Consider the following 20508-nt stretch of genomic DNA (forward strand, 5'->3'; position numbering starts at 1 on the left):
TCTCCCGCAAGCGGGAGAGGGGCGCACCAACGGCGGGGCCGCAGCTCGATCTCAATGCGAAGAGCCGGCCCATTGGGCCGGCTCTCGTCGTCTCGAAACCGTCGCCGCCCTTACTTCACGAGCGTGTACTTGCCGTTCTTCACCGTGAGCAGGATGCGCGAACGGTCGTCGAGGCCGTAGCGATCCTTTTCGGTGAAGTTGTAGACGCCCTGGCTCGCCGCGATCTCCCTCTCCGACAGCAGCGCTTGCCGGATCGCCTCGCGGAATTCCGGCGTGCCGGGCTTGGCCGTCTTCAGCGCCGCCGGGATGACGCGCTTCAGGATCTCGAACGCATCGTAGGAGTGGCCGGCGAACTGGCTGCGGCTGTTCGGGCCGTACTTGCCTTCATAGGCCGAGTTGAGCGCGAGGCCCGGCTTCTTGGTCGCGGCTTCGTCGGGCTGATCCTCGGGGTCCATCACCGGGCCCGAGGCCATCAGCACGCCTTCCGCCGCCTTGCCCGCGATGCGGATGAAATCCATGCTGGCCGCGCCGTGGGTCTGGTAGATCAGGCCCTGATAGCCGCGCTCGCGCAGCTCGGTCTGCGGCAGTGCGGCCGCGGTGCCGGAGGCGCCGACCAGGATCGCGTCGGGATTGGCGGCGACGAGCTTCAGCACCTGACCGGTCACCGAGGTGTCGGGCCGCGCAAAGCGCTCCTCGTCGACCAAGCTCATGCCCATCGGCACGCCCTGGGCTTTGAAGTCGTTGAACCAAAGGTCGCCGTAGCTGTCGGAATAGCCGATATAGCCGACCGTCTTCACGCTCTTCGATTTCATGTGCTCGTAGAGCACCTTGCCCATGATCGGAATCGGCTGCGGCATCGCCACCGACCACTTCATGCGCTCCGGCGTGATCGGGAATGGCGCGAGGCCGAAATGCGGAATACCGGCTTCGTTGGCGACGTTGGAGACCGCGATCGTCGGCGGCGTCAGTGCCGAACCCATGATGATGTCGGCCTTGGATTCCGTGACGAAGCGGCGGGCGTTGGTGGTCGCGGTGGTGGGATCGCCGCCGTCGTCGAGCACGATCACTTTTAGCGGCACGCCGCCGATTTCCTTTGGTGCGAATTCCAGCGCGTTGCGCTCGGGAATGCCCAGCGCCGCGCCGGGGCCCGTCGTGGTGGTGGTGATGCCGATGGTGATTTCACTGGTCTGGGCCAGCGCAGGCAGCGCAAGCGTGGCCGCGGCGATCGCGGCGGTCAGGTAAAAGCGTTTCATTTATTCCTCCCTTTACGTGTTTCTTTGAAAGCAGAAATCGGGGTTTAATTCAGCCCCGTCTTTTGGTGATGCGGCGATTTAGCTCCAAGATCCAACTAAGACCTAATTCCCCACGAATCTCGCCACCAGTTCCGGCGGGAAAGGTGCCGATTTCAGCTTCTCCGGGTTGGCCGGGTCGCGGCCGACCAGGACGCGGGTCTCGAACGCCTCGATGGCGAGATCGTCGCCCTTGTAGACATTATGCTTCACCTCGAAGCTCGAGCGCTTGATGCTCTCGATCCTGGTTTCGATGGTGATCCAGTCGCCATGGGTCGAGGGGATGTAGAATTTCGCCCGCGTGTCGACCATGGGGATGCCGACCAGGCCGTATTTGTGGACCAGGTCCTGTTTCGAGAAGCCCGCAGTCTCGAACAGGAGCGAGGTCGAATCGTCGAACATCGCGAAATAGCGCGGGTAATAGACGATGTTGGCGGGGTCGCAATCTCCCCACTGGATCTGTACGTCGCGCCGGTTCACGAACATGCGTCGCGCCCTTGCTCTGCTGATTTTCCCGGCGTCTTACTTGGGCGCCATGCGCAACGAGCCGTCGAGCCGCACCACTTCGCCGTTGAGATATGTATTCTCGACCATGTGCAGGGCGAGTGCCGCGAATTCATCCGCGTGGCCGAGCCGGCGCGGGAAGGGGATCGCCGCGGCGAGCGAGTCCTGGGCTTCCTGAGGCAGGTTGGCCAGCAGGGGCGTCAGGAACAGGCCGGGTGCAATCGTCAGCACGCGGACGCCGAACTGCGCGAGCTCGCGCGCGATCGGCAGCGTCATGCCGACGATGCCGCCCTTGGAGGCCGAATAGGCCGATTGCCCGATCTGGCCGTCATAGGCGGCAACGGAGGCGGTGTTGATGATGACGCCGCGCTCGCCGGTCGCCTGCGGATCGAGCTTGGACATCTCCGTTGCGGCGAGACGCAGCATATTGAAGGTACCGATCAGGTTGACCTTGATCACCTTGTCGAAATCCGCGAGTGCCATCGGTCCGTCCCGGCCGACGACGCGCTTGGCGACGCCGATGCCGGCGCAGTTGACCAGCACGCGCGCCGGGCCGTGGGCCTTTGTAGCCGCCGCAATGGCGGCTTCGGCGGAGGCGGCATCGGAGACGTCGCAGGCCACGGCCACGCCCTTGATCTCGGCGGCAACCGTCTCGGCAAGCTTGGTATTGAGATCGAAGACCGCGACTTTGGCGCCCTGCGCCGCCAGCTTCCGCGCGGTCGCCGCGCCCAATCCTGATGCGCCGCCGGTGACGATGGCTGCCTGATCCCTTAACAACATGGCGTTCTCCTGTAGCTGTGGTTTCTTAGCCGACCGATATCACACGGTCCGATGGATTGGCAGCGTAGAGCTCCTCGATCAGGAGGTTGCGATGCTCCAGCACCGCGCGCTGGTTGATCGAGCCCTTGTCGGTGACCTCGCCCTTGTCGATCGAAAGCGGCGTATCCAGGAGGATCGCGCGCGTGATCCGCGTCGAGGAGCCGGTGGCCGAGGCGAGGAAGCGCGTCAGGCGCTCGCGAAAGGCGTCGCGCACCAACTGGTCGCGCGTCGCGACGACGAGATCGTCGGCCGGCAGCGTCGGGTTGACCAGCCGGCAGCCGTCGAGATCGAGCACCACGAGCGCGGAGACCTCGTCGCGGTTGATGCCGGCGATGACGACGTCGCGCACCAGCGGCGCGCAGGCGGCGACGAAACGGGCACGCAGGGGGCCGACGCTGACCCAGGTGCCGCTCGCGAGCTTGAAATCCTCGCCGATGCGGCCGTCGAAGTCGAAGCCTGCATTGAAGTCGTCGGGATCGGCGGGCTTGAGCGCATCACCAAGCTTGTAGAACCCCTCCTCGTCGAAGGATTTTGCGGTGATGTCGGGCTGGCGCCAATAGCCGGGCATCACGTTCGGCCCCTTGGCGCGGATCTCGAGCTTGCCGTTGTTCGGCACCAGCTTGGCGTCATTGCCTGACACCGGGAGCCCGACATGACCAGAGCGGCTGGTGCGCGGATTGACCGACATGAAGAACGGGGCGGTCTCGGTCGCGCCAAGGCCGGTCAGCATCGGCACGCGATAGCCCTTCTCCTTGATCGCGAGCTCGTCGAGGCTGTTCCAGACGAACGGCGACAGTGCCGCGCCCGAGAAGAACATCGCGTGCAGCCGGTCGAAGAACTTTGCGCGCAGGCCCTGGTCGTCGCGCAAATACGGCAGCAGCGACTCGTAGCCCTTGGGAACGTTGAAATAGACCGTCGGCGAAATCTCCTGGAGATTGCGCACGGTCTCCTCGATGCCGCCCGGCACCGGCTTGCCGGCGTCGAGATACATCGAGCCGCCGTTGTAGAGCGTCAGCCCGATATTGTGGTTGCCGCCAAAGGTGTGATTCCAGGGCAGCCAGTCGATGATGACCGGCGGCTCGTCCTTCAGGAAGGCGAGCGTCTCGCGCAGCATCACCTGGTTGGCGCAGATCATGCGCTGGGTGTTGATGACGGCCTTGGGATTGCCGGTCGAGCCCGACGTCAGCAGGAATTTTGCGACCGTGTCGGGGCCGATTTTGCCGTGCACCGCGTCGAGATCGCTGCGGATCGGCGTCGCCATGAGGCCGGCGAGCATCGTGACGTCACGCCCTGGCACCGCGCCGTAGGATGCGGCGATCTCGGTGCCGAGCGAGACATTTGCGGAAAGCGCGCCGGCGAACTTGTCGGCGTCCTCGGCGAAGACGAGGCCGGGCGTCAACAGCTTCATCAGGTAGGACAGTTTTCCGTAGTCCTTCGACACCAGCGAATAGGCCGGCGACACCGGGCAGAACGGAATGCCGGCATAGAACGCGCCGAAGGCAAGCAGTGCATGGTCGATCGAGTTGCCGGAGAGGATCACGACCGGCCGCTCCGCCGACAGGCCGCGCTGGATCAGCGCCGAGGCGATGTGCCGGCTCGCGGTGAGCAGCTCGGCGTAAGTGATCTTGCGCCAGCCGCCGCCTTCGCGCTCGGCCATGAAGACGCGGTCCGGCGTCGTCGTGGCCCAATGGTGCAGGCGGTCGGTGATGCGGACGGGATAGTCGCCGAGCGGCTGCTTTGGCCGCAGATAAATCGTGCCGTCGTCGCGCCGCTCGATGTCGATGGCGGGGTCGCCGAACGAGATCGGCCGCAGCGGGAAATTGCTCACGCCGCGCTCCGTGCTGGAAGAGGACGGCTGTGCGCTCATGATTTCGGCTTTACCTTGGCGGTCTTGTGCTCGAGAAATTCACGGATCCTGCGTTTTGCCTCCTTGTCGCTCTGCGCCACTGTCGCCATCAGCGATTCCATCAGCAGGCCGGTCTGCGGATTGGCTTCCGCGATCATCGGCAGCGCCTGGAGCACGGCAAAATTCGTCAGTGGCGCGTTAGAGGCGACCTTGGTCGCAAGCTCCAGCGCCTTGCCAAGCCCGTTGCCGGCTTCCGTGACGTATTGTGCAAAGCCGTAGGAGGCGCCCTCGGTCGCGGTATAGACCCGCCCGGTCAGCATCATGTCCATCATCCGCGCCACGCCGATCAGCCGCGGCAGCCGCACCGAGCCGCCGCCGCCGACGAAGATGCCGCGCTGTCCCTCGGGCAGTGCAAAATAGGTCGAGGGCTCGGCGACGCGGATGTGCGCCGCGCAGGCCAACTCGAGTCCGCCGCCGATCACGGCGCCCTTCAGCGCCGCAATGACCGGAACACGGCTGTACTGGATGCGGTCGAACACCCGATGCCACATCTGCGAATGCAGCAGCCCGCCGGTGGCGTCATGGTCGGTCAGCTCGGAGAGATCGAGGCCGGAGGAGAAGTGATCGCCGATGCCGTGGATGACGACCGCGCCGATATCCTCGGGCAGGGACGCAAAGCATTCGCCGATTTCGAGGATGATGCCGTCGTTCAGCGCATTGCGCTTGGCCGGCCGGTTCAGACCCACGGTCAAAACCCGATCCGCCCTCTCGATCCTCAGCAGCCCGGAGGCACCCGCGTCAGCGGTCTCGGCGTTTCCCTGTGTCATTTGCGTCCTTGTCAGAATAGTTATGTTGTATAACGAATTTGGGAGGAGTCAAGGAGGGGTTGGAGCGGCGGCCCCTTACATTCGGTGTCGTCCCGGCGAAGGCCGGGATCCATACCCCCAGGGAGACGTTTTGCGAAGACACGTCGTTCGGTAATCTGACTGTCGGCCATCGATAGATCACGCGGTATGGGTCCCGGCCTTCGCCGGGACGACAAGCGGAAGGAGTGGCGCCGACGCAATGCTGGTGGTGCGCTCTCCTCACATCACCTGATGCACGTCGATCACCACGCGATCCGCACGCCGCGCGGCTGACGCCACGAAGATGTGCTGCATCAGCCAGCGATAGTTTTCATGCCCGGTCTCGAATTTCGGCACGGTGCGGAAATAGATCAGTTTTGGATCCACCGGCTCGCCGCGCTTGAGCTTTTGCAGCAGTTCGACCGGACCGAAGCGCATGCCCTTGTTCTCGACGTAGACGGTCGCACCGTCGTCGGTCTCGAAGGCGTATCTCGCTTCGAGATCGATCAGCTCGTTGGGGCGGATGGTCTGGAAGTCGGCGCCGAACGGCAGCACCTTGCCGGTAACCGCGCCCTTCACCTCGCCGCCGACGATCGGAATGATTCGGCGAACGCCAATGCCGGTCTCGCCGGCGGTGACGACGTCGCCGATCTCTGCGGTGATCGTGAAGACGTATTTGGTTTCGAGGGTGGGGGTCATGGGTCAGCTCTTATGTGAGAAGACAAACAGCTGCTGCCTTCCCTTCTCCCCTTGTGGGAGAAGGTGGCGCGAAGCGCCGGATGAGGGGTTGTTTCCGCGAATTCAAGTGTAAGAGTTTAGCTCGAGGAGAGAGACCCCTCACCCGTCTCGCCGCTGCGCGGCGAGCCACCCTCTCCCACAAGGGGAGAGGGGAAAACAGCTCGTTGCGCAGCTGACAACCGTATCACATCTCTCAATGCGCCATCATGCGCGTCGGCAGCCAGGTCGCCAGCAGCGGGAACGCGATCAGGATCACCAGTCGCACCAGATCCGTCGCGACGAAGGGAATGACGCCCTTGAAGATGGTAGAGAAGGAGACGTCCTTCACCACACTCTTGATGACGAAGACGTTCATGCCGACCGGCGGGTGGATCAGGCCGAGCTCGACCGTCATCACAATGATGACCCCGAACCAGATCGGGTCGAAGCCGAGATGGGTGATGACGGGGAAGATGATCGGCACGGTGAGGATGATCATCGCCATGGCGTCCATCAGGCAGCCGAGCACGAGATACATCACCATGATCAGCGCCAATACGCCGTAGGAGCCAAGGCCGAGACCGGTCAGGAATTCCGTCACCCTCTGCGGGGTCTGCGTCACCGTGAGGAAGTAGCCGAAGATCAAGGCGCCGATCAGCACCGTGAACACCGCGGCTGCGGTGCGCGTCGCCTGGAGCAGTGAGGCCAGGATCTTTTCGCGATCAAGCCGGCCGGTGAGCACGCCGATGATGAAGGCGCCGGCGGCGCCGACACCGCCGGCTTCCGTCGGCGTGAAGCGCGGCAGGAACGGCACTCCGTAGAGGCCGCCGATGACGAACACGAACAGCAGCACCGGCGCCCAGATGTCCTTCAATCCGGCAAATCGTTCGCGCCACGGCAGCACCTTGCCCTTGGGCAAAAAGTCGGGGCGGAAATAGCCGATCAGGCCGATGGTGATCATGTACATGGTCATCGCCAGCAGGCCCGGGATGATGCCGGCAATGAACAGTTTTCCGATATCCTGCTCGGTGATGATGCCGTAGACCGCGAGCACGGTGGAGGGCGGCAGCATCGCACCCAGCGTGCCGCCGGCCGCGATCACGCCGGTGGCAAAGGACTGCGGATAGCCGAAACGGCGCATCTCGGGATAGGCGACCGCGGAGAACGTCGCGGCGGTCGCGACCGACGAGCCGCAGATCGCGGCAAAGCCGCCGCAGGCGCCGACGGTGGCGATGCCGAGTCCACCGCGCAAGTGCCCGACAAAGCCGTTGGCGGCGCGGAACAGCTCGCGGCTCATGCCGGAATTGCTGACAAAGGAGCCCATCAGCAGAAACATCGGGATGACGCCGAATGTGTAGTCGGTGACCGTGCGCATCGAGGTCTGGCCGACCAGCTTCAGCGCAGGCGTGGCGCCGACGAGATAGCTGAAGCCGGAGACGCCGACGAGGCCCATGGCCATGCCGACGGGCACGCGCAGCAGCATCAAGGCGAACAGGGAAACAAAGCCGAGAACGGCGACAGCATCGGTACTCATGGTTACTCCGTCGCCTTCAGCTTGGGATCGTGCATCTCTTCGGGGTGGAAGATCAGCCGGTAAGTGCGGATCGCGATCAGCAGCACCGCGGAGACGTCGCCGATCCAGGCGATGGCGAAGAACGGCCAAGTCGGCATGTGCATGTCGAAGGTCTGGACGTTGTCGTTGTAGGTGCCGCGCACCTTGTCGAACAAGGTCCAGGTCTGCACGCTGACGACGAACAGCAGCACCAGCGTTGCGAACACGTCGATCCAGCGCTGGTAGCGTGGCCCGACATTGGCCCAGATCAGATCGACCGTGATGTGGGTGCCGCGATAGGAGGTCGCGGCGATGCCCCAGAAAATGAGAATGCCGAGCAGCATGCGGCCGATGTCGAAGCTGTCGGGGATCGCATAGTTCAGCGTATTTCGCAGCAGCACCGACAGAAAGATGTCGAGCGCGACGATGCCGACGAAGCCGGCCGCGATCCATTCGATCGAGTCGATAACGCGATCCATCCAGGCGCGCTTCATGGGGGGTGTCCCGTCGTGTGCTGTCATTGGGTTGGTTCCGGTCTCGCCGCGGACTCACCTCGCCCCGCTTGCGGGGAGAGGTCGAATTCGAGCGTAGCTCGAATTCGGGTGAGGGGGACTCTCCGCGAGTCTATCTGTCACCATCTTTGCGGAAGCGGCCCCTCACCCCGACCCTCTCCCCGTAAGAACGGGGAGAGAGAGAAGAAGAGCCGCCGCGATGACATTCTACTCCGCCAGCGCGTTGTATTTCTTCAGCGACGCCTTCAAATCCGCGAGTGCTGCGTCCGGATCGGCGCCGGCCTTCTTGGCGCCGTCGGACCAGGTCTTGACCAGCGGCTCGGCGGCTTTCCTCCAGGCGGCGGTCTGCTCGGGCGTCAGCTTGTAGACCTCGTGACCGGATTCCGCCTTCACCTTGTCGATGCCGGCGTCCTCGAACTTGCCCCAATACTCGCCGACCACGCCCGCCATCTCGACCGAGCAGTTCTTGTCGATCGCGGCCTTCTGCTTGTCGGACATCGAATTGTACTTGTCCTTGTTGATCACGAACACAAAGGTCGTGGTGTAGAGCGGCGCCTCCATGTCGTACTTGGTCACCTTGTCGATGCCGAACAGCACCAGCGAGCCCCAGGGGAAGGTGACGCCGTCGGCAACGCCGCGCTCGATGATGTCGCGCACTTCAGGCGCGGACGACTGCACGTTGGTGCCGCCGAGCGAGGTGACGAAGTTCGCCATGGTGGCATGTGCGGGGCGGATCTTCAGGCCCTTCACGTCCTCCGGCGTCACGATCTTCTTGGTGCGGGAGTGGAACGAGGAGGGCGAGTGGACGAAGGCGAGGCAGTACTTGACGTCCTTCATCTCCTTCTCGGCATACTTCCGATACCAGGCGTCCAGCCCCATCGAGCCGCCCTTGGCGTCCGAGATCAGGAACGGCAGCTCGCCGGCGCCGACGATCGGGAAGCGGCCGGGCTGATAGCCGGGATTGACATAGGTGACGTCGGCGATGCCGTCGCGCGCCATGTCATAATGGTCGAACGCCTTGCCGAGCTGCTGCGCCGGAAACACCTTGCCCTTGATGGTGCCGCCGGAATCCTTCTCCACCGCGGCAGCCCAGTCTTCCAACGACTTTTGCAGCGGATGCGAGGCCGGCACCCAGTGCGAGATCTTCAGGTCGAAGGCCTTGTCCTGCGCGAACGCAGGCGTCACGCCTGCTGCCAGCAGCAACGCCAGACAAATTGTCCTCATCGGTCGTCTCTCCCTGTTTTCGACGGCGGGCTTCGATGGCCCGGTCTCATTAATTAACATGTTATCTAATTGGCCGGCGCGTTCAAGCCGGAACTGGCGTGGCGTGCCCGCCACGTCATCTATGTCAGCCATGTTGCATGGATTTGTCGCGCTGCGGCGACGACCAGTCCCCTTTTGCCCAACCGTTATATGTTAGAATTATCCCGCGCCGAGCGAAGCGACAAGCGAGCCGCGACGAAAGCCTACAGGATCGGGAGGAGCAAGTATTGCGGACAAAAGTCGCAATCATCGGGGCAGGGCCGGCGGGATTGTTGCTTGGGCAACTGCTGCACACCTACGGCATCGACAACGTCATCCTGGAGCGGCAGAGCCCCGACTATGTGCTTGGGCGCATCCGCGCCGGCCTCCTGGAGGAGGGAACTGTCGCGCTGCTCGACCGGGTCGATGCCGGTGCACGGGCGCATGCCGAAGGGCTGCTGCATGAGGGCATCGAGCTCGCCTTTTCCGGCCGCCGGCATCGCATCGACATGAAAGCCGCGACCGGCAAGACGGTCATGATCTACGGCCAGACCGAAGTCACGCTTGACCTGATGAACGCGCGCGCAGCGGCTGGCCTCACCACGGTCTACGAGTGCAGGGACGTGCACCCGCATGATTTCGACGGCAGTCACCCACGCGTAACCTGGATCAAGGACGGCGTCACTCACGAGATCGATTGCGACTTCATCGCCGGCTGCGACGGATTTCATGGGATCAGCCGCGCCAGCGTTCCGCCGGCGGCGATCGAGGAGTTCGAGCGGATCTATCCGTTCGGCTGGCTCGGCATCCTGTCCGATACGCCGCCGGTCAGCCATGAGTTGATCTACTCCAACCACGCCCGCGGCTTTGCGCTCTGCACCATGCGTTCGGCCAAGCGCAGCCGGCATTACGTGCAGTGCTCGCTCGATGATCATGTCGACCAGTGGCCGGACGATCGCTTCTGGGACGAATTGAAGCGCCGGCTCGACCAGGAGGCGGCCGACAGCCTTATCACGGGACCGTCGATCGAGAAGAGCATCGCGCCGCTGCGCAGCTTCGTCGCCGAACCGATGCGCTTCGGCAGGATGTTTTTGTGCGGCGACGCCGCCCACATCGTGCCGCCGACCGGGGCCAAGGGATTAAACCTGGCTGCCAGTGACGCGCACTACCTGTCGAGTGCACTCCGCGAATTCTACGAAGAGAAATCCAACGCCGGAATTGATGCCTATTCCACCAGGGCGCTGGCGCGGGTCTGGAAGGCGGTGCGCTTCTCCTGGTGGATGACCTCGATGCTGCACAAATTCCCCGACACCGGCAGCATCGGCGCCCGCATCCAGCTAGCCGAGCTCGACTACGTCACGCAGTCCCAAGCGGCGATGACGTCGCTGTCGGAGAATTACGTGGGGCTGCCGTTTTAAGGAGCGCGGCGAGCGCCACATACTCCGTCATTGCGAGCGAAGCGAAGCAATCCAGACTGTTTCCGCGGAAAGACTCTGGATTGCTTCGTCGCAAGGGCTCCTCGCAATGACGAGAGTGCCCATTTCAAACACCCGCGCAAATTCCGTTTAAAACTTTGTAGGCGGTGAAACCGTCATCCACATCGCGTTCAATGGCGGCGACCCCCCAACGACGCGAGACAGACATGACCAGCACCGATATCCCCGCCGGCTTCGAGCCGCATTTCCGCAAGGCCCCCCTCACCGATCCCTGGGAGCCGCTCTATTCTAAAAAGACCGACAAGGCCGTGATCATCGGGCTTCGTCTGGCGAAACCGCATACCAATGCGCGCGGGCTGATCCATGGCGGCCTCATCACCGCGCTGGCCGACAACGCGATGGGCTATAGCTGTGCCCTGGTGACGAACTGGACCACGTCCTTCGTGACGATCTCGCTCTCGATTGATTTCGTCGGCTCCGCCGAGATCGGCCAATGGCTGGCGGTCGAGAGCGACGTCATCAAGACCGGCAGCACGATCTGCTTCGCGCAAAGCCTGGTCAAGGCCGACGACGCCGTGATCGCGCGCGCCAGCGGCACCTTTCGCGTCGTGCCGAAGAAGGGGTAGCCCCGCTCCCTCCGTCGTCATGCCCGGGCTTGACCCGGGCATCCACGTCTTTAGCACCGCATGCGTGGAGCCGTGGATGGCCGGGACAAGCCCGGCCATGACGGAGAGAGGCGACCTACCCAAACCTCCACTCCGCCGTCTCCACCACGAGATCGACGAACGCGCGCACCTTGGCCGAGAGCAGGCGCGAAGTTGGATAGACAATGTGGATCGGCAGTGCCGGCTGCTCGTACTTCGCCAGCACGATCTTCAACCGCCCGCGCTTCAGTCCCTCCGCGGCTTGATAGGCCAGCACCCGCGTGACTCCGCCGCCGGCTTCGGCATATTGCAGGGCTGCGTCGGCACTGTTGCTGATGAAGCGCGAGGTCGGTGTCATCTCGATCTCGCGTCCGTCGTGCACAAAGCGCCACTCGGTCGCCGGGCCGAACTGGATGGTCTGGTGCGTCTCGAGCGCCTCCGGCGTTTTCGGCTCGCCGTGACGCTTCAGATAGCCGGGCGAGGCCACGACGATCCGCCGCATCTCGCCGACCTGGCGCGCCACCAGTGAGGAATCGGCGAGGTGGCCGATCCGCACCGCGGCATCGACGGCATCTTCCACGAGATTGACGAGATGATCCGATAGCCGCAATTCGCAGGCGACCTCGGGATAGTGCTTGAGATAGGCGGTCATGACCGGCCCGACATGGAGCCGGCCGAAGCCGACCGGCGCCGATACCACGAGCCGCCCGCTCGGCCGGTTGCGTTCTTCCCGGGCAGAGCCGTCGGCTTCCTCGACATCGGCGAGGATCCGCCGCGCGCGCTCCAGATAGCGCGTGCCGACGTCGGTGAGCGTCACCTGCCGCGTGGTCCGCTGCAACAGCCGCGCGCCGAGATGCTCCTCCAGCGCCGCGATCAGCCGCGTCACGGCCGAAGGCGACAGCCGCAGCTTGCGCGCCGCCGGCGCAAAGCCGCGCAGGTCGGCCACGGTGACGAAGACGTGCATGGCTTCGAGACGATCCATGGCATTATTGCATATATTGCAATTATGAAGTGTCAAGCGGGCTGATTGTTTTGGCCATCGGAAGGTCCATTTTGTCGGTCGAGAGACGCAGGGATGCGCCCGATTTCAGGAGATGTTCCGATGACGGTGGCAGCACACACCTATGCCAGCGACGTAGCCTTCACGCCCGCAGTGAAATCGATCCAGGCCCGCAAGGGTTCGCGCGAGGCCTATGCCCGTGCCGAACAGCAGGGCTGGCGCACCGAGGTTGACGAGAAACTGGCCGCCTTCCTGGCCGATGCCAACAGCTTCTATTTCGCCACTGCCTCGGCGGACGGCCAGCCCTACATCCAGCATCGCGGCGGCCCGAAGGGGTTTTTGAAGGTATTGGACAAGCAGACGCTCGCCTTCGCCGACTACGCCGGCAACCAACAGTTCCTCAGCCAGGGCAATCTCTCGGAGAATCCCAAGGCCTACATCTTCATCATGGACTACGCCCATCGCCGCCGGGTGAAGATCTGGGGCGAAGCGCGCGTGGTCGAGGATGACGACGCGTTGACGCAGTCACTGATGCCGAAAGGCTATCGGGCGCGGCCCGAGCAGGTGATCGTGTTCAAGATCGCGGCCTGGGATACGAACTGCCCGCAGCACATTCCGCAGAAGTTCGATGCGGCGGATGTCGCGGCAGTGCTGGCGGCACGGGATCAGCGGATCGCGGAATTGGAGGCGGAGGTGGCGGCGCTGAAGGGGGCGGCGGCGACGTGAGCCACTACATCGCGTTTGGCGTCACGCGAGCGGCGCGATTTCCCCTCTCCCCTTGTGGGAGAGGGTGGCTCGCCGCGCAGCGGCCAGACGGGTGAGGGGTCGCTCTCCGCGAGTTAGGCTCTCACAATTGAGCTCGCCGATAGAACCCCTCATCCGGCGCTTCGCGCCACCTTCTCCCACAAGGGGAGAAGGGAAGTGGAGTTTGCGGCGACTACAACCCACTCGCGCCTTCGTGCTGGAAGCCGAGATAGCTCGCCGCGACGCGTTCGTTTGCAGCGACGTCGCTTGCCTTCCCGCTGAGCACGAACTCGCCGAGCTCCATCACATAGGCTTGGTCCGCGATCTTCAGCGCGGCCTGCGCGTTCTGCTCGACCAGCAGGACGGAGACGCCGCTGGCGCGGAGCTCGGTGACGATGCGGAAGATGTCGGCGACGATGATCGGCGCGAGGCCCAGGCTCGGCTCGTCCAGCATCAGGAGTTTCGGGGCGCCCATCAGCGCGCGGCCCATCGCGAGCATCTGCTGCTCGCCGCCGGAGAGCGTGCCGGCAAGCTGCTTGCGCCGCTCCTTCAGCCGCGGGAACAGGGTGTAGACCCGCTCCATCGAGGCCTTCGCCTTGCTCTTCTCGATGCGGAAGGCGCCGAGCTCGAGATTGTCCTCGACATTCATGGTCACGAACAGCTCGCGGTGCTCTGGGACAAGCCCCAGCCCCATCGCGACGCGGTCCTCGATGTCGAGCCGCGCCAGGTCCTGCCCGGCAAAGCTGACGCGGCCCTTCAGCGGAAAAATGCCCATGATGGCGGACAGCAGCGTGGTCTTGCCGGCGCCGTTGGCGCCGACGATGGTGACGATCTGGTTCGCGCCGACCTCGAGCGAGACCGAGCGCACCGCTTCGACCTTGCCGTAGGCGACATGCGCGTCGGTGACGGACAACAGCGCGCTCATGCCGCCACTCCGAGATAGGCCTTGATCACTTCGGGATTGGTCTTGATGGTGGCGGGCGTGCCCTCCGCGATCTTGGTGCCGAAATCGAGCACCACGATGCGGTCGGCGAGGTTCATCACAAAACCCATGTCGTGCTCGACAAGAAGCACGCTCATGCCGCCGTCGCGCAATTCGCGCAGCAGCGTCGCGAGCCGCTGCTTCTCCATGTGGCGCAGGCCGGCGGCCGGCTCGTCGAGCAGCAGCAGCATCGGATCGACGCACAGCGCACGCGCGATCTCGACGATGCGCTGCTGCCCGAGCGACAGCGAGCCGGCGAGCTGATGCATCTGCTCGCCAAGCCCGACCCGCTCGATCTGGCGTGCGGCTTCTGCAAGCAGCTTGGCCTCGTCGGCGCGGTCGAACCGCAGCATCGAGGCAATCGGCCCCGAATGGCCGCGCAGATGCGCGCCGATCGCGACATTCTCCAGCACCGTCATGTCAGGCACCAGCTTGACGTGCTGGAAGGTGCGCGAGATGCCGAGCTTGACGATCTCCTGCGGCGGCGCGCGGTCGACCTTCTTGCCGAGCACGGAGATCGAGCCGGAGGTCGCGGACAGCACGCCGGTGATCAGGTTGAACGTCGTGCTCTTGCCGGCGCCGTTCGGTCCGATCAACGCGACGATCTCGCGGGCCTGCACGTCGAAGGAGACGTTGTTGACCGCGATGACGCCGCCGAACTGTTTTCGTGCTTTCTCGACCTGGAGCAGGACGCCGGATTGGCCCGAAGCGCGGGCGCGCGCCTCGAGCTTCAGCGAGGTGTCCGGCTTCCTGCCGCCGGACCGCTCGGGCAGGAGCGACATCAGCCAGGGCCAGACGCCGCCGGGAGCCAGCTGCAACAGCGCCACCAGCATGATGCCGAACACGATGGTTTCGACCTGGCCGGAGCCGGGCAGGATCAGCGGCAGGTAGCTTTGCAGCACCTCCTTCACGACCACGACGATCGCCGCGCCCAGCACGCCGCCCCAGACATAGCCGGCGCCGCCGACGACCGCGATGAAGAGATATTCGATGCCGGCTTGCGCGCCGAACGGCGTCGGGTTCACCGCGCGCTGGAGGTGGGCATAGAGCCAGCCGGAGAGGCCGGCGAGCACTGCAGCATGGATGAACACCAGAAGCTTCGCACGCGGTGTCTGCACGCCGAACGCTTCGGCGGCGACATGGCCGCGCCGGAGCGCGCGAATGGCGCGGCCGGTGCGGGAATCCAGCAGGTTCATGGTGAGCAGCGCCGAGAGGATCACGGCAACCCAGATCGCGTAATAGATCGAGCCGGGATCGAGCATCCTGAACGAGCCGATCGACAGCGGTGGAATCGCCGAGATGCCGTCATTGCGGCCCAAAAATTCCAGCTTGCTGAACAGATAGAACAGCCCGAGCCCCCAGGCCAGCGTGCCGAGCGGCAAATAATGGCCGGAGAGGCGGACCGTGACCAGGCCGAGCAGCACCGCCAACAACCCGCTGACCAGCAGCGACAGCGGCAAGGTCAGCCAGGGCGACAGGCCATAGGTCGTCGACAGCACCGCCGTGGTGTAGGCGCCGAAGCCGACGAAGGCCGCCTGTCCGAACGAGGTCAGGCCGCCGACGCCGGTGAGCAGCACGAGGCCCATCGCGACGAGGGCGGTGAGGCCGATATTGTCGAGCAGCACGATCCAGAACGGGGGCATGCCGGGGACAGACGGGATCGCCGCCATCACGAGCGCGAAGATGAGGATGGGAAGCCGGCTCTGCATCGCGCGTCAGTCCTTCTCTTCCTCGACCGCGGGGGCAGCGAGCGAGCGCAGCAGCAGCACGGGGATCAAGAGCATGAAAACGATCACCTCCTTGTAGTTGGAGGCGTAGAAGGACGAGAACGCCTCGACGATGCCGACGAAGAGCGCGGCGGCCGCCGTCAAGGGATAGCTGACGAGGCCGCCGATGATCGCGGCGACGAAGCCCTTCAGGCCGATCAGGAAACCGCTGTCGTAATAGAGCGTGGTGATCGGCACGATCAAAATGCCCGAGAGCGCGCCGATGACGGAGGCGAGCAGGAAGGCGATCTGGCCCGACAGGGTGGTGCGGATGCCGACGAGCCGCGCGCCGAGCCGGTTGACGGCGGTTGCGCGCAAAGCCTTGCCGTAGAGCGTCAGGCCGAAGAACAGCCAGAGCCCGACGATGAAGGCGATGGTGATGCCGTAGACCGTGATGCTCTGGCCGGTGAAGCGCAGCGAGCCCGCGGTGAACGCGCCGGACAGCACGGCAGGCCCGCGTTGGCCTTCGGCGCCGAAGAACAGCAGGCCCAGTCCCTGCAGCGCCAGATGGACGCCGACCGAGGCGATCAGCAGCACCAGCACGGAAGTGTGCGCCAGCGGCTGGAACGCGATGCGGTAGAGAAACAGGCCGATCATCGCGACGATCACCAGCGAAAGCGCGATGCAGACCGCCACGGGCGGCTTCTGGCCGGCGAAATAGAGCGTCACCGCCAGCACGATGGCCGGCAGCACGATGTTGGTGAGGAAGGCGCGCACGATCAGCCGCGCATGCAGCGCCCTGCGTGCCGCGAACAGGTCGAACGCGAAGGCGCCGATGCCCATGGCGAGCGCGAGCTTTGCCGTGCCCGGCATCTGCCCGGCGGCCAGCGAGGCATAGGTCAGCGCGCCATAGGTGACGAACTCGCCCTGCGGGATCAGGATGACGCGGGTGACGGCGAACACCAGCACCAGCGCCAAGCCGAGCAGCGCATAGATCGCGCCATTGGTGATGCCGTCCTGTAGCAGGAACAGCATGATGGTGGTGTTCAAGGCCGGACGCTCCCCCTCAAATCCGGACCTGTCCCCCGATTGCGGTGGATGGTCCGTCAACAGTCATTGAAACGCTGACGATATTTGATATGATCTATAACAATTATAAAATATAACTTCAAGGGGGGCGAACGATCCTCCCGAACTTAACGGGATTGCGAGCATGAGGCGATGACCGTTTCCAAGAGCGCTGAAAAATCCGCGGAGGCGACCAAGGGTCGCAAGGACGCGGGCGAAGGGCCGTCCGAAGCCCTCCAGCTCGGCGAACTCTCCGAACAGCTGGGCTATGTGCTGAAGCGTGCGCAGCTCAAGGTGTTCGAGAACTTCCTGCGCTGCATGGCCTCGCTCCAGCTCACGCCGGCGCAGTTCTCCGTGCTGCTGCTGGTCGAGAAGAATCCGGGGCGCAATCAGACCGAGATCGCCTCCACGCTGGGCATCCTGCGCCCGAACTTCGTGGCCATGCTGGACAATCTCGAGAGCCGCGACCTCTGCGCGCGGATCCGCTCCACCAACGACCGCCGCTCGCACATCCTGGTGCTGACCGACAAGGGCAAGGCCGTGCTGGCGCGGGCGAAAAAGCTCGTCGCCAGCAAGCACGAGTCGCGGCTCAACGAGTTGCTGGGCCCCGCCAATCGCGGAGCCCTGATCGAGATGCTGTCGAAGATCGCCAACGAGTTTTGAGAGGGACCTACATTCTCCGGCGTCATGCCCGGGCTTGTCCCGGGCATCCACGCCTTTCCTCAGGCGTGGCGGCGCGTGGATGGCCGGGACAAGCCCGGCCATGACGGATGAGAGGCCTGAACCTCAATCCACCAGAATCACCCGGATGTCGTTGACGTTGGTCAGCGTCGGGCCGGGCAGCAAGAGGTCACCGGTCGCCTCGAAGAATGTCGTCGCGTCATTGTTGTGGAGATAGGCTTGCGGTTCCAGCCCCTGCGCCGTCATCTTCGCAAAGGTCGTTGTGTCGATCAGCGCGCCGGCGGGATCGGTCGCCTTGCCGGCGCCGCCGTCGGCGCCATCAGTGTCGCCGGCGAGCGCCGAAATGCCGGTCGTGTCCTTCAGCAGGTCCGCGAGCGCCAGCGCGTATTCCTGGTTGGGGCCGCCGCGGCCATTGCCGCGCACGGTCACCGTGAGCTCGCCGCCGGAGAGGATTGCGATACGCTTGCCCTGCGCGCGGGCTTGCAGCGCAAGCCTGGCGTGATCGGCGGCGACCTCGCGCGCCTCGCCTTCGAGATCGGCGCCGAGATCGATCGTCTCGTAACCGGCGTCCCTGGCGAGCTTCACCGCGGCATCGAGCGATTGCTTCGGGCGTGCGATCAATTCGAAATGTGCGCGCGCAAAGGCGGCGTCGCCCGGCTTGCAGCTTTCATTGTCGGGATCGTCGAGCGCCCGGCGCACGGCGTCGTCGATGTCGAGCCGGTACTTCGCCACGAGCGCGCGCGCATCTACCAGCGTGGTCGGATCCGGCACGGTAGGGCCGGAGGCGATCGCGGAAGGGTCGTCATGCGGCACGTCGGAGATCGCGAGCGTCATGATCTCTGCGGCATTCTTGCCGGCGCGTGCGAGCCGCCCGCCCTTGATCCGCGACAGATGCTTGCGCACCGTGTTGACCTCGCCGATCGGCGCGCCCGAGCGCAGCAGCGCCTTGTTGACCGCCTGCTTCTGCGCAAAGCTGATGCCCTCGACCGGCGCGATCCAGTTCGCCGAGCCGCCGCCGGTGAGCAGCACCAGGAGGAGATCGTCGGGCCCGGCCTGTTTTGCCAGTTCGAGCGTATCGGCCGCGCCCTTGAGGCCAGCTTCGTCGGGCACGGGATGGCCGGCCTCGACCACCCGGATGCGCCGTGTCGGCAGGCCGTGGCCGTGGCGCGTGGTGGCGATGCCGAGCAGGCGTTCCGGCGCGAGCTTGAGCGTGTCGAGATAATGCCTTTCCGCGGCCACGGCCATCGCGCCAGCACCCTTGCCGGCAGCGAGGCAGATCACGCGTCCCTTCGGAGCGGGCCGCAGATGCGGCGCCAGCACCATTTCGGGATGGGCGGCGGCAACGGCCGCGTCGTAGAGCGCGCGGAGCAGGGGGCGTCGGTCGGTCATGACGATAGCCTTCGGCAAACTCTTGAGCAGACTCTTGGGCAGACGGAACAGACTGGCGACAAACTCGCCGATCACCTGCCTACCGCATCATGCGCCAAAGCGTAAGCAGGCTTTGCCATCATTCGATTGTGCAATCGCGTGATCATAATCGGTACGCAAGCCAAAGCCCCCTGCGATGGTCTCGCTGGGGGCTTTGGTCGTTACAAGTTGCGCGCGGCTAGCCGCCGACGTCGGCGCTGATCACATCGCCGAACAGCTCCCAGCGTTCGCCCTTGAACCTCTCGAGCCGGAGCTGGCTGATCGGCGCAAAGTCGTTCGGCCCGGTGCCGATCTGGATGCCCGGCAGCAGCGCCTCGGTGCGGAAGTTCTTCAGGCTTGCGGCCTGCTTCATGATGTTCTCGCGCGTGAGATCGTCACCACACTGCTTCAAGACCTGGACCAGCGTCTGCGCCACGGCATAGCCGACGATGGTGCCCTTATCGAGCTTGTCGCCGTCGGGGAAGTATTTGGTCATGAAGGCCAGGAAGTCCTTCATGCCGGGATCGTTGGCCCATTCGGTATCCGACACGTCCTTCAGATAGTCGGCCGACATGATGTCCTGGCCGTTCTCGAAGCCGGCGGGCTTCATCACGCTGCCGACGGAGGCCGAGACGTTGTTGAGGAAGTGCAGCGGTTTCCAGCCGATCTCCGCGTTCTTCTTGATCGCCTGGGCTGCGAACTTCGGCGTCGTGATGTTCATGAAGACGTTGGCGCCGGTCGATTTCAGCTTGACGATGTGGTTGTCGACGCTCGGCTCCGATGTCTCATAGCTCTCTTCGATGACGATCATCGAGGCCGCCTTGGCCCCTAAGCCGTCCTTCAGGCCCTTCAGATAGTCCTTGCCGTAATCGTCGTTCTGGAACAGCACGGCGATCTTGGCGTCGGGCTTGTTCTTCAACAGCCACTTCGCATAGATCTGCGTTTCGCTCTGGTAGTTGGGCTGCCAGCCCATGGTCCAGGGGAAGTTCTGCGGATCGTTCCACTTGGTGGCGCCGGTGGCGACGAACAGTTGCGGCACCTTCTTCGAGTTCATGTATTTGTGGATCGCCGAGTTCGGCGGCGTGCCGAGCGAGTTGAAGATGAACAGCGCCTCGTCGCTCTCGACCAGCTTGCGGGCCTGCTCCACCGTCTTCGGCGGCGAGTAGGCATCGTCATACGAGATGAAGTTGATCTTGCGGCCGTTGATGCCGCCTTCCTCGTTGATCTTCTTGAAATAGGCGGCTTCGGTCCGCCCGATGATGCCGTAGGCGGAGGCGGGTCCGCTGTAGGGCATGATGTTGCCGATCTTGATCTCGGTATCGGTCGCGCCCGTATCGTATTTCTTCTGGGCAAGTGCGGCACTGGTCGAGGCTGCGAAGACTGCGAGCGCAATGGACGCGGCCGCAAATTTGCCGGTGACAGCGGGCATTCCAATCTCCCTATTTTTTTGATGTGTGTGCGTCATTCTTTTTCTGGGTTTCTTGGCGACGCGGCAGCAATTGAATACGATTTGC

The 20508-nt window shown here is 64.2% G+C and carries 19 protein-coding genes; 4 read left to right on the plus strand and 15 right to left on the minus strand.

Annotated elements, in window-relative coordinates:
• Positions 1-110 precede the first annotated feature (110 nt).
• The 9 genes from IVB18_RS03645 to IVB18_RS03685 all read right to left on the minus strand — a co-directional run bounded on the left by IVB18_RS03645 (position 111) and on the right by IVB18_RS03685 (position 9308).
• Entirely contained in the window at positions 111-1253 is a 1143-nt protein-coding gene (locus IVB18_RS03645) for an ABC transporter substrate-binding protein (RefSeq protein ID WP_247987975.1), read from the minus strand.
• Between the two features lie 102 nt (positions 1254-1355).
• Complete coding sequence (locus IVB18_RS03650; protein ID WP_247987976.1) at positions 1356-1775, minus strand: thioesterase family protein; 420 nt, start codon at positions 1773-1775, stop codon at positions 1356-1358.
• A 36-nt stretch (positions 1776-1811) separates the two neighbouring features.
• Complete coding sequence (locus IVB18_RS03655; RefSeq protein WP_247987977.1) at positions 1812-2573, minus strand: SDR family NAD(P)-dependent oxidoreductase; 762 nt, start codon at positions 2571-2573, stop codon at positions 1812-1814.
• A 25-nt stretch (positions 2574-2598) separates the two neighbouring features.
• Positions 2599-4479: a feruloyl-CoA synthase gene (locus IVB18_RS03660; RefSeq protein WP_247987978.1), complete on the minus strand. Its 1881-nt coding sequence runs from the start codon at positions 4477-4479 to the stop codon at positions 2599-2601.
• Positions 4476-5285 (minus strand): crotonase/enoyl-CoA hydratase family protein, encoded by an 810-nt coding sequence (locus IVB18_RS03665; protein ID WP_247987979.1) that lies wholly within the window; start codon positions 5283-5285, stop codon positions 4476-4478. The genes IVB18_RS03660 and IVB18_RS03665 overlap by 4 nt, the downstream gene beginning before the upstream one ends.
• 258 nt (positions 5286-5543) lie before the next feature.
• Positions 5544-6002, minus strand: a complete 459-nt coding sequence (locus IVB18_RS03670) for a DUF3237 domain-containing protein (protein ID WP_247987980.1) — start codon at positions 6000-6002, stop codon at positions 5544-5546.
• A gap of 232 nt (positions 6003-6234) precedes the next feature.
• Positions 6235-7554 (minus strand): TRAP transporter permease, encoded by a 1320-nt coding sequence (locus tag IVB18_RS03675; RefSeq protein WP_247987981.1) that lies wholly within the window; start codon positions 7552-7554, stop codon positions 6235-6237.
• Positions 7555-7556: 2 nt separating this feature from the next.
• Positions 7557-8066, minus strand: a complete 510-nt coding sequence (locus IVB18_RS03680; RefSeq protein WP_247987982.1) for a TRAP transporter small permease — start codon at positions 8064-8066, stop codon at positions 7557-7559.
• A gap of 225 nt (positions 8067-8291) precedes the next feature.
• A complete protein-coding gene (locus tag IVB18_RS03685; RefSeq protein WP_247987983.1) occupies positions 8292-9308 on the minus strand; it encodes a TRAP transporter substrate-binding protein in 1017 nt (338 codons plus the stop codon).
• Between the two features lie 266 nt (positions 9309-9574).
• Between IVB18_RS03685 and pobA the strand changes: the two genes are divergently transcribed.
• Positions 9575-10744, plus strand: coding sequence for a 4-hydroxybenzoate 3-monooxygenase (gene pobA / locus IVB18_RS03690; protein WP_247987984.1), 1170 nt, complete (start codon positions 9575-9577; stop codon positions 10742-10744).
• Between the two features lie 224 nt (positions 10745-10968).
• Positions 10969-11388: a PaaI family thioesterase gene (locus IVB18_RS03695; RefSeq protein WP_247987985.1), complete on the plus strand. Its 420-nt coding sequence runs from the start codon at positions 10969-10971 to the stop codon at positions 11386-11388.
• A 115-nt stretch (positions 11389-11503) separates the two neighbouring features.
• Here the strand turns inward: IVB18_RS03695 and IVB18_RS03700 are convergent, their stop codons facing one another.
• On the minus strand, positions 11504-12388 hold the full coding sequence (locus IVB18_RS03700; RefSeq protein ID WP_247987986.1) for a LysR family transcriptional regulator: 885 nt from the start codon (positions 12386-12388) through the stop codon (positions 11504-11506).
• A gap of 120 nt (positions 12389-12508) precedes the next feature.
• On the opposite strand from IVB18_RS03700, the gene IVB18_RS03705 reads away from it, so the two are divergent.
• Positions 12509-13132, plus strand: coding sequence for a pyridoxamine 5'-phosphate oxidase family protein (locus tag IVB18_RS03705; protein WP_247987987.1), 624 nt, complete (start codon positions 12509-12511; stop codon positions 13130-13132).
• A gap of 211 nt (positions 13133-13343) precedes the next feature.
• Here the strand turns inward: IVB18_RS03705 and IVB18_RS03710 are convergent, their stop codons facing one another.
• From IVB18_RS03710 to IVB18_RS03720, 3 genes are read right to left on the minus strand one after another with little or no spacing between them, the layout of a single operon-like run.
• Entirely contained in the window at positions 13344-14075 is a 732-nt protein-coding gene (locus IVB18_RS03710) for an ABC transporter ATP-binding protein (protein WP_247987988.1), read from the minus strand.
• On the minus strand, positions 14072-15841 hold the full coding sequence (locus IVB18_RS03715) for a branched-chain amino acid ABC transporter ATP-binding protein/permease (RefSeq protein WP_247987989.1): 1770 nt from the start codon (positions 15839-15841) through the stop codon (positions 14072-14074). The genes IVB18_RS03710 and IVB18_RS03715 overlap by 4 nt, the downstream gene beginning before the upstream one ends.
• Positions 15842-15847: 6 nt before the next feature.
• Entirely contained in the window at positions 15848-16888 is a 1041-nt protein-coding gene (locus tag IVB18_RS03720; protein ID WP_247987990.1) for a branched-chain amino acid ABC transporter permease, read from the minus strand.
• A 171-nt stretch (positions 16889-17059) separates the two neighbouring features.
• On the opposite strand from IVB18_RS03720, the gene IVB18_RS03725 reads away from it, so the two are divergent.
• On the plus strand, positions 17060-17569 hold the full coding sequence (locus IVB18_RS03725) for a MarR family transcriptional regulator (RefSeq protein WP_247987991.1): 510 nt from the start codon (positions 17060-17062) through the stop codon (positions 17567-17569).
• A 123-nt stretch (positions 17570-17692) separates the two neighbouring features.
• Here the strand turns inward: IVB18_RS03725 and IVB18_RS03730 are convergent, their stop codons facing one another.
• Both IVB18_RS03730 and IVB18_RS03735 read right to left on the minus strand, forming a co-directional pair.
• Complete coding sequence (locus IVB18_RS03730) at positions 17693-18976, minus strand: glycerate kinase (RefSeq protein WP_247987992.1); 1284 nt, start codon at positions 18974-18976, stop codon at positions 17693-17695.
• A gap of 217 nt (positions 18977-19193) precedes the next feature.
• On the minus strand, positions 19194-20423 hold the full coding sequence (locus tag IVB18_RS03735) for an ABC transporter substrate-binding protein (protein WP_247987993.1): 1230 nt from the start codon (positions 20421-20423) through the stop codon (positions 19194-19196).
• Positions 20424-20508: the final 85 nt, after the last annotated feature.

Origin of the sequence: Bradyrhizobium sp. 186 (genome assembly GCF_023101685.1) — a bacterium.
Lineage (GTDB): Bacteria > Pseudomonadota > Alphaproteobacteria > Rhizobiales > Xanthobacteraceae > Bradyrhizobium.

Excerpts from the sequence above, each read along its gene's own strand:
- IVB18_RS03645 (WP_247987975.1), bottom strand. The coding sequence starts at position 1,253 with ATGAAACGCTTTTACCTGACCGCCGCGATCGCCGCGGCCACGCTTGCG.
- IVB18_RS03650 (WP_247987976.1), bottom strand. The coding sequence starts at position 1,775 with ATGTTCGTGAACCGGCGCGACGTACAGATCCAGTGGGGAGATTGCGAC.
- IVB18_RS03655 (WP_247987977.1), bottom strand. The coding sequence starts at position 2,573 with ATGTTGTTAAGGGATCAGGCAGCCATCGTCACCGGCGGCGCATCAGGA.
- IVB18_RS03660 (WP_247987978.1), bottom strand. The coding sequence starts at position 4,479 with ATGAGCGCACAGCCGTCCTCTTCCAGCACGGAGCGCGGCGTGAGCAAT.
- IVB18_RS03665 (WP_247987979.1), bottom strand. The coding sequence starts at position 5,285 with ATGACACAGGGAAACGCCGAGACCGCTGACGCGGGTGCCTCCGGGCTG.
- IVB18_RS03670 (WP_247987980.1), bottom strand. The coding sequence starts at position 6,002 with ATGACCCCCACCCTCGAAACCAAATACGTCTTCACGATCACCGCAGAG.
- IVB18_RS03675 (WP_247987981.1), bottom strand. The coding sequence starts at position 7,554 with ATGAGTACCGATGCTGTCGCCGTTCTCGGCTTTGTTTCCCTGTTCGCC.
- IVB18_RS03680 (WP_247987982.1), bottom strand. The coding sequence starts at position 8,066 with ATGAAGCGCGCCTGGATGGATCGCGTTATCGACTCGATCGAATGGATC.
- IVB18_RS03685 (WP_247987983.1), bottom strand. The coding sequence starts at position 9,308 with ATGAGGACAATTTGTCTGGCGTTGCTGCTGGCAGCAGGCGTGACGCCT.
- IVB18_RS03695 (WP_247987985.1), top strand. The coding sequence starts at position 10,969 with ATGACCAGCACCGATATCCCCGCCGGCTTCGAGCCGCATTTCCGCAAG.
- IVB18_RS03700 (WP_247987986.1), bottom strand. The coding sequence starts at position 12,388 with ATGGATCGTCTCGAAGCCATGCACGTCTTCGTCACCGTGGCCGACCTG.
- IVB18_RS03705 (WP_247987987.1), top strand. The coding sequence starts at position 12,509 with ATGACGGTGGCAGCACACACCTATGCCAGCGACGTAGCCTTCACGCCC.
- IVB18_RS03710 (WP_247987988.1), bottom strand. The coding sequence starts at position 14,075 with ATGAGCGCGCTGTTGTCCGTCACCGACGCGCATGTCGCCTACGGCAAG.
- IVB18_RS03715 (WP_247987989.1), bottom strand. The coding sequence starts at position 15,841 with ATGCAGAGCCGGCTTCCCATCCTCATCTTCGCGCTCGTGATGGCGGCG.
- IVB18_RS03725 (WP_247987991.1), top strand. The coding sequence starts at position 17,060 with ATGACCGTTTCCAAGAGCGCTGAAAAATCCGCGGAGGCGACCAAGGGT.
- IVB18_RS03730 (WP_247987992.1), bottom strand. The coding sequence starts at position 18,976 with ATGACCGACCGACGCCCCCTGCTCCGCGCGCTCTACGACGCGGCCGTT.
- IVB18_RS03735 (WP_247987993.1), bottom strand. The coding sequence starts at position 20,423 with ATGCCCGCTGTCACCGGCAAATTTGCGGCCGCGTCCATTGCGCTCGCA.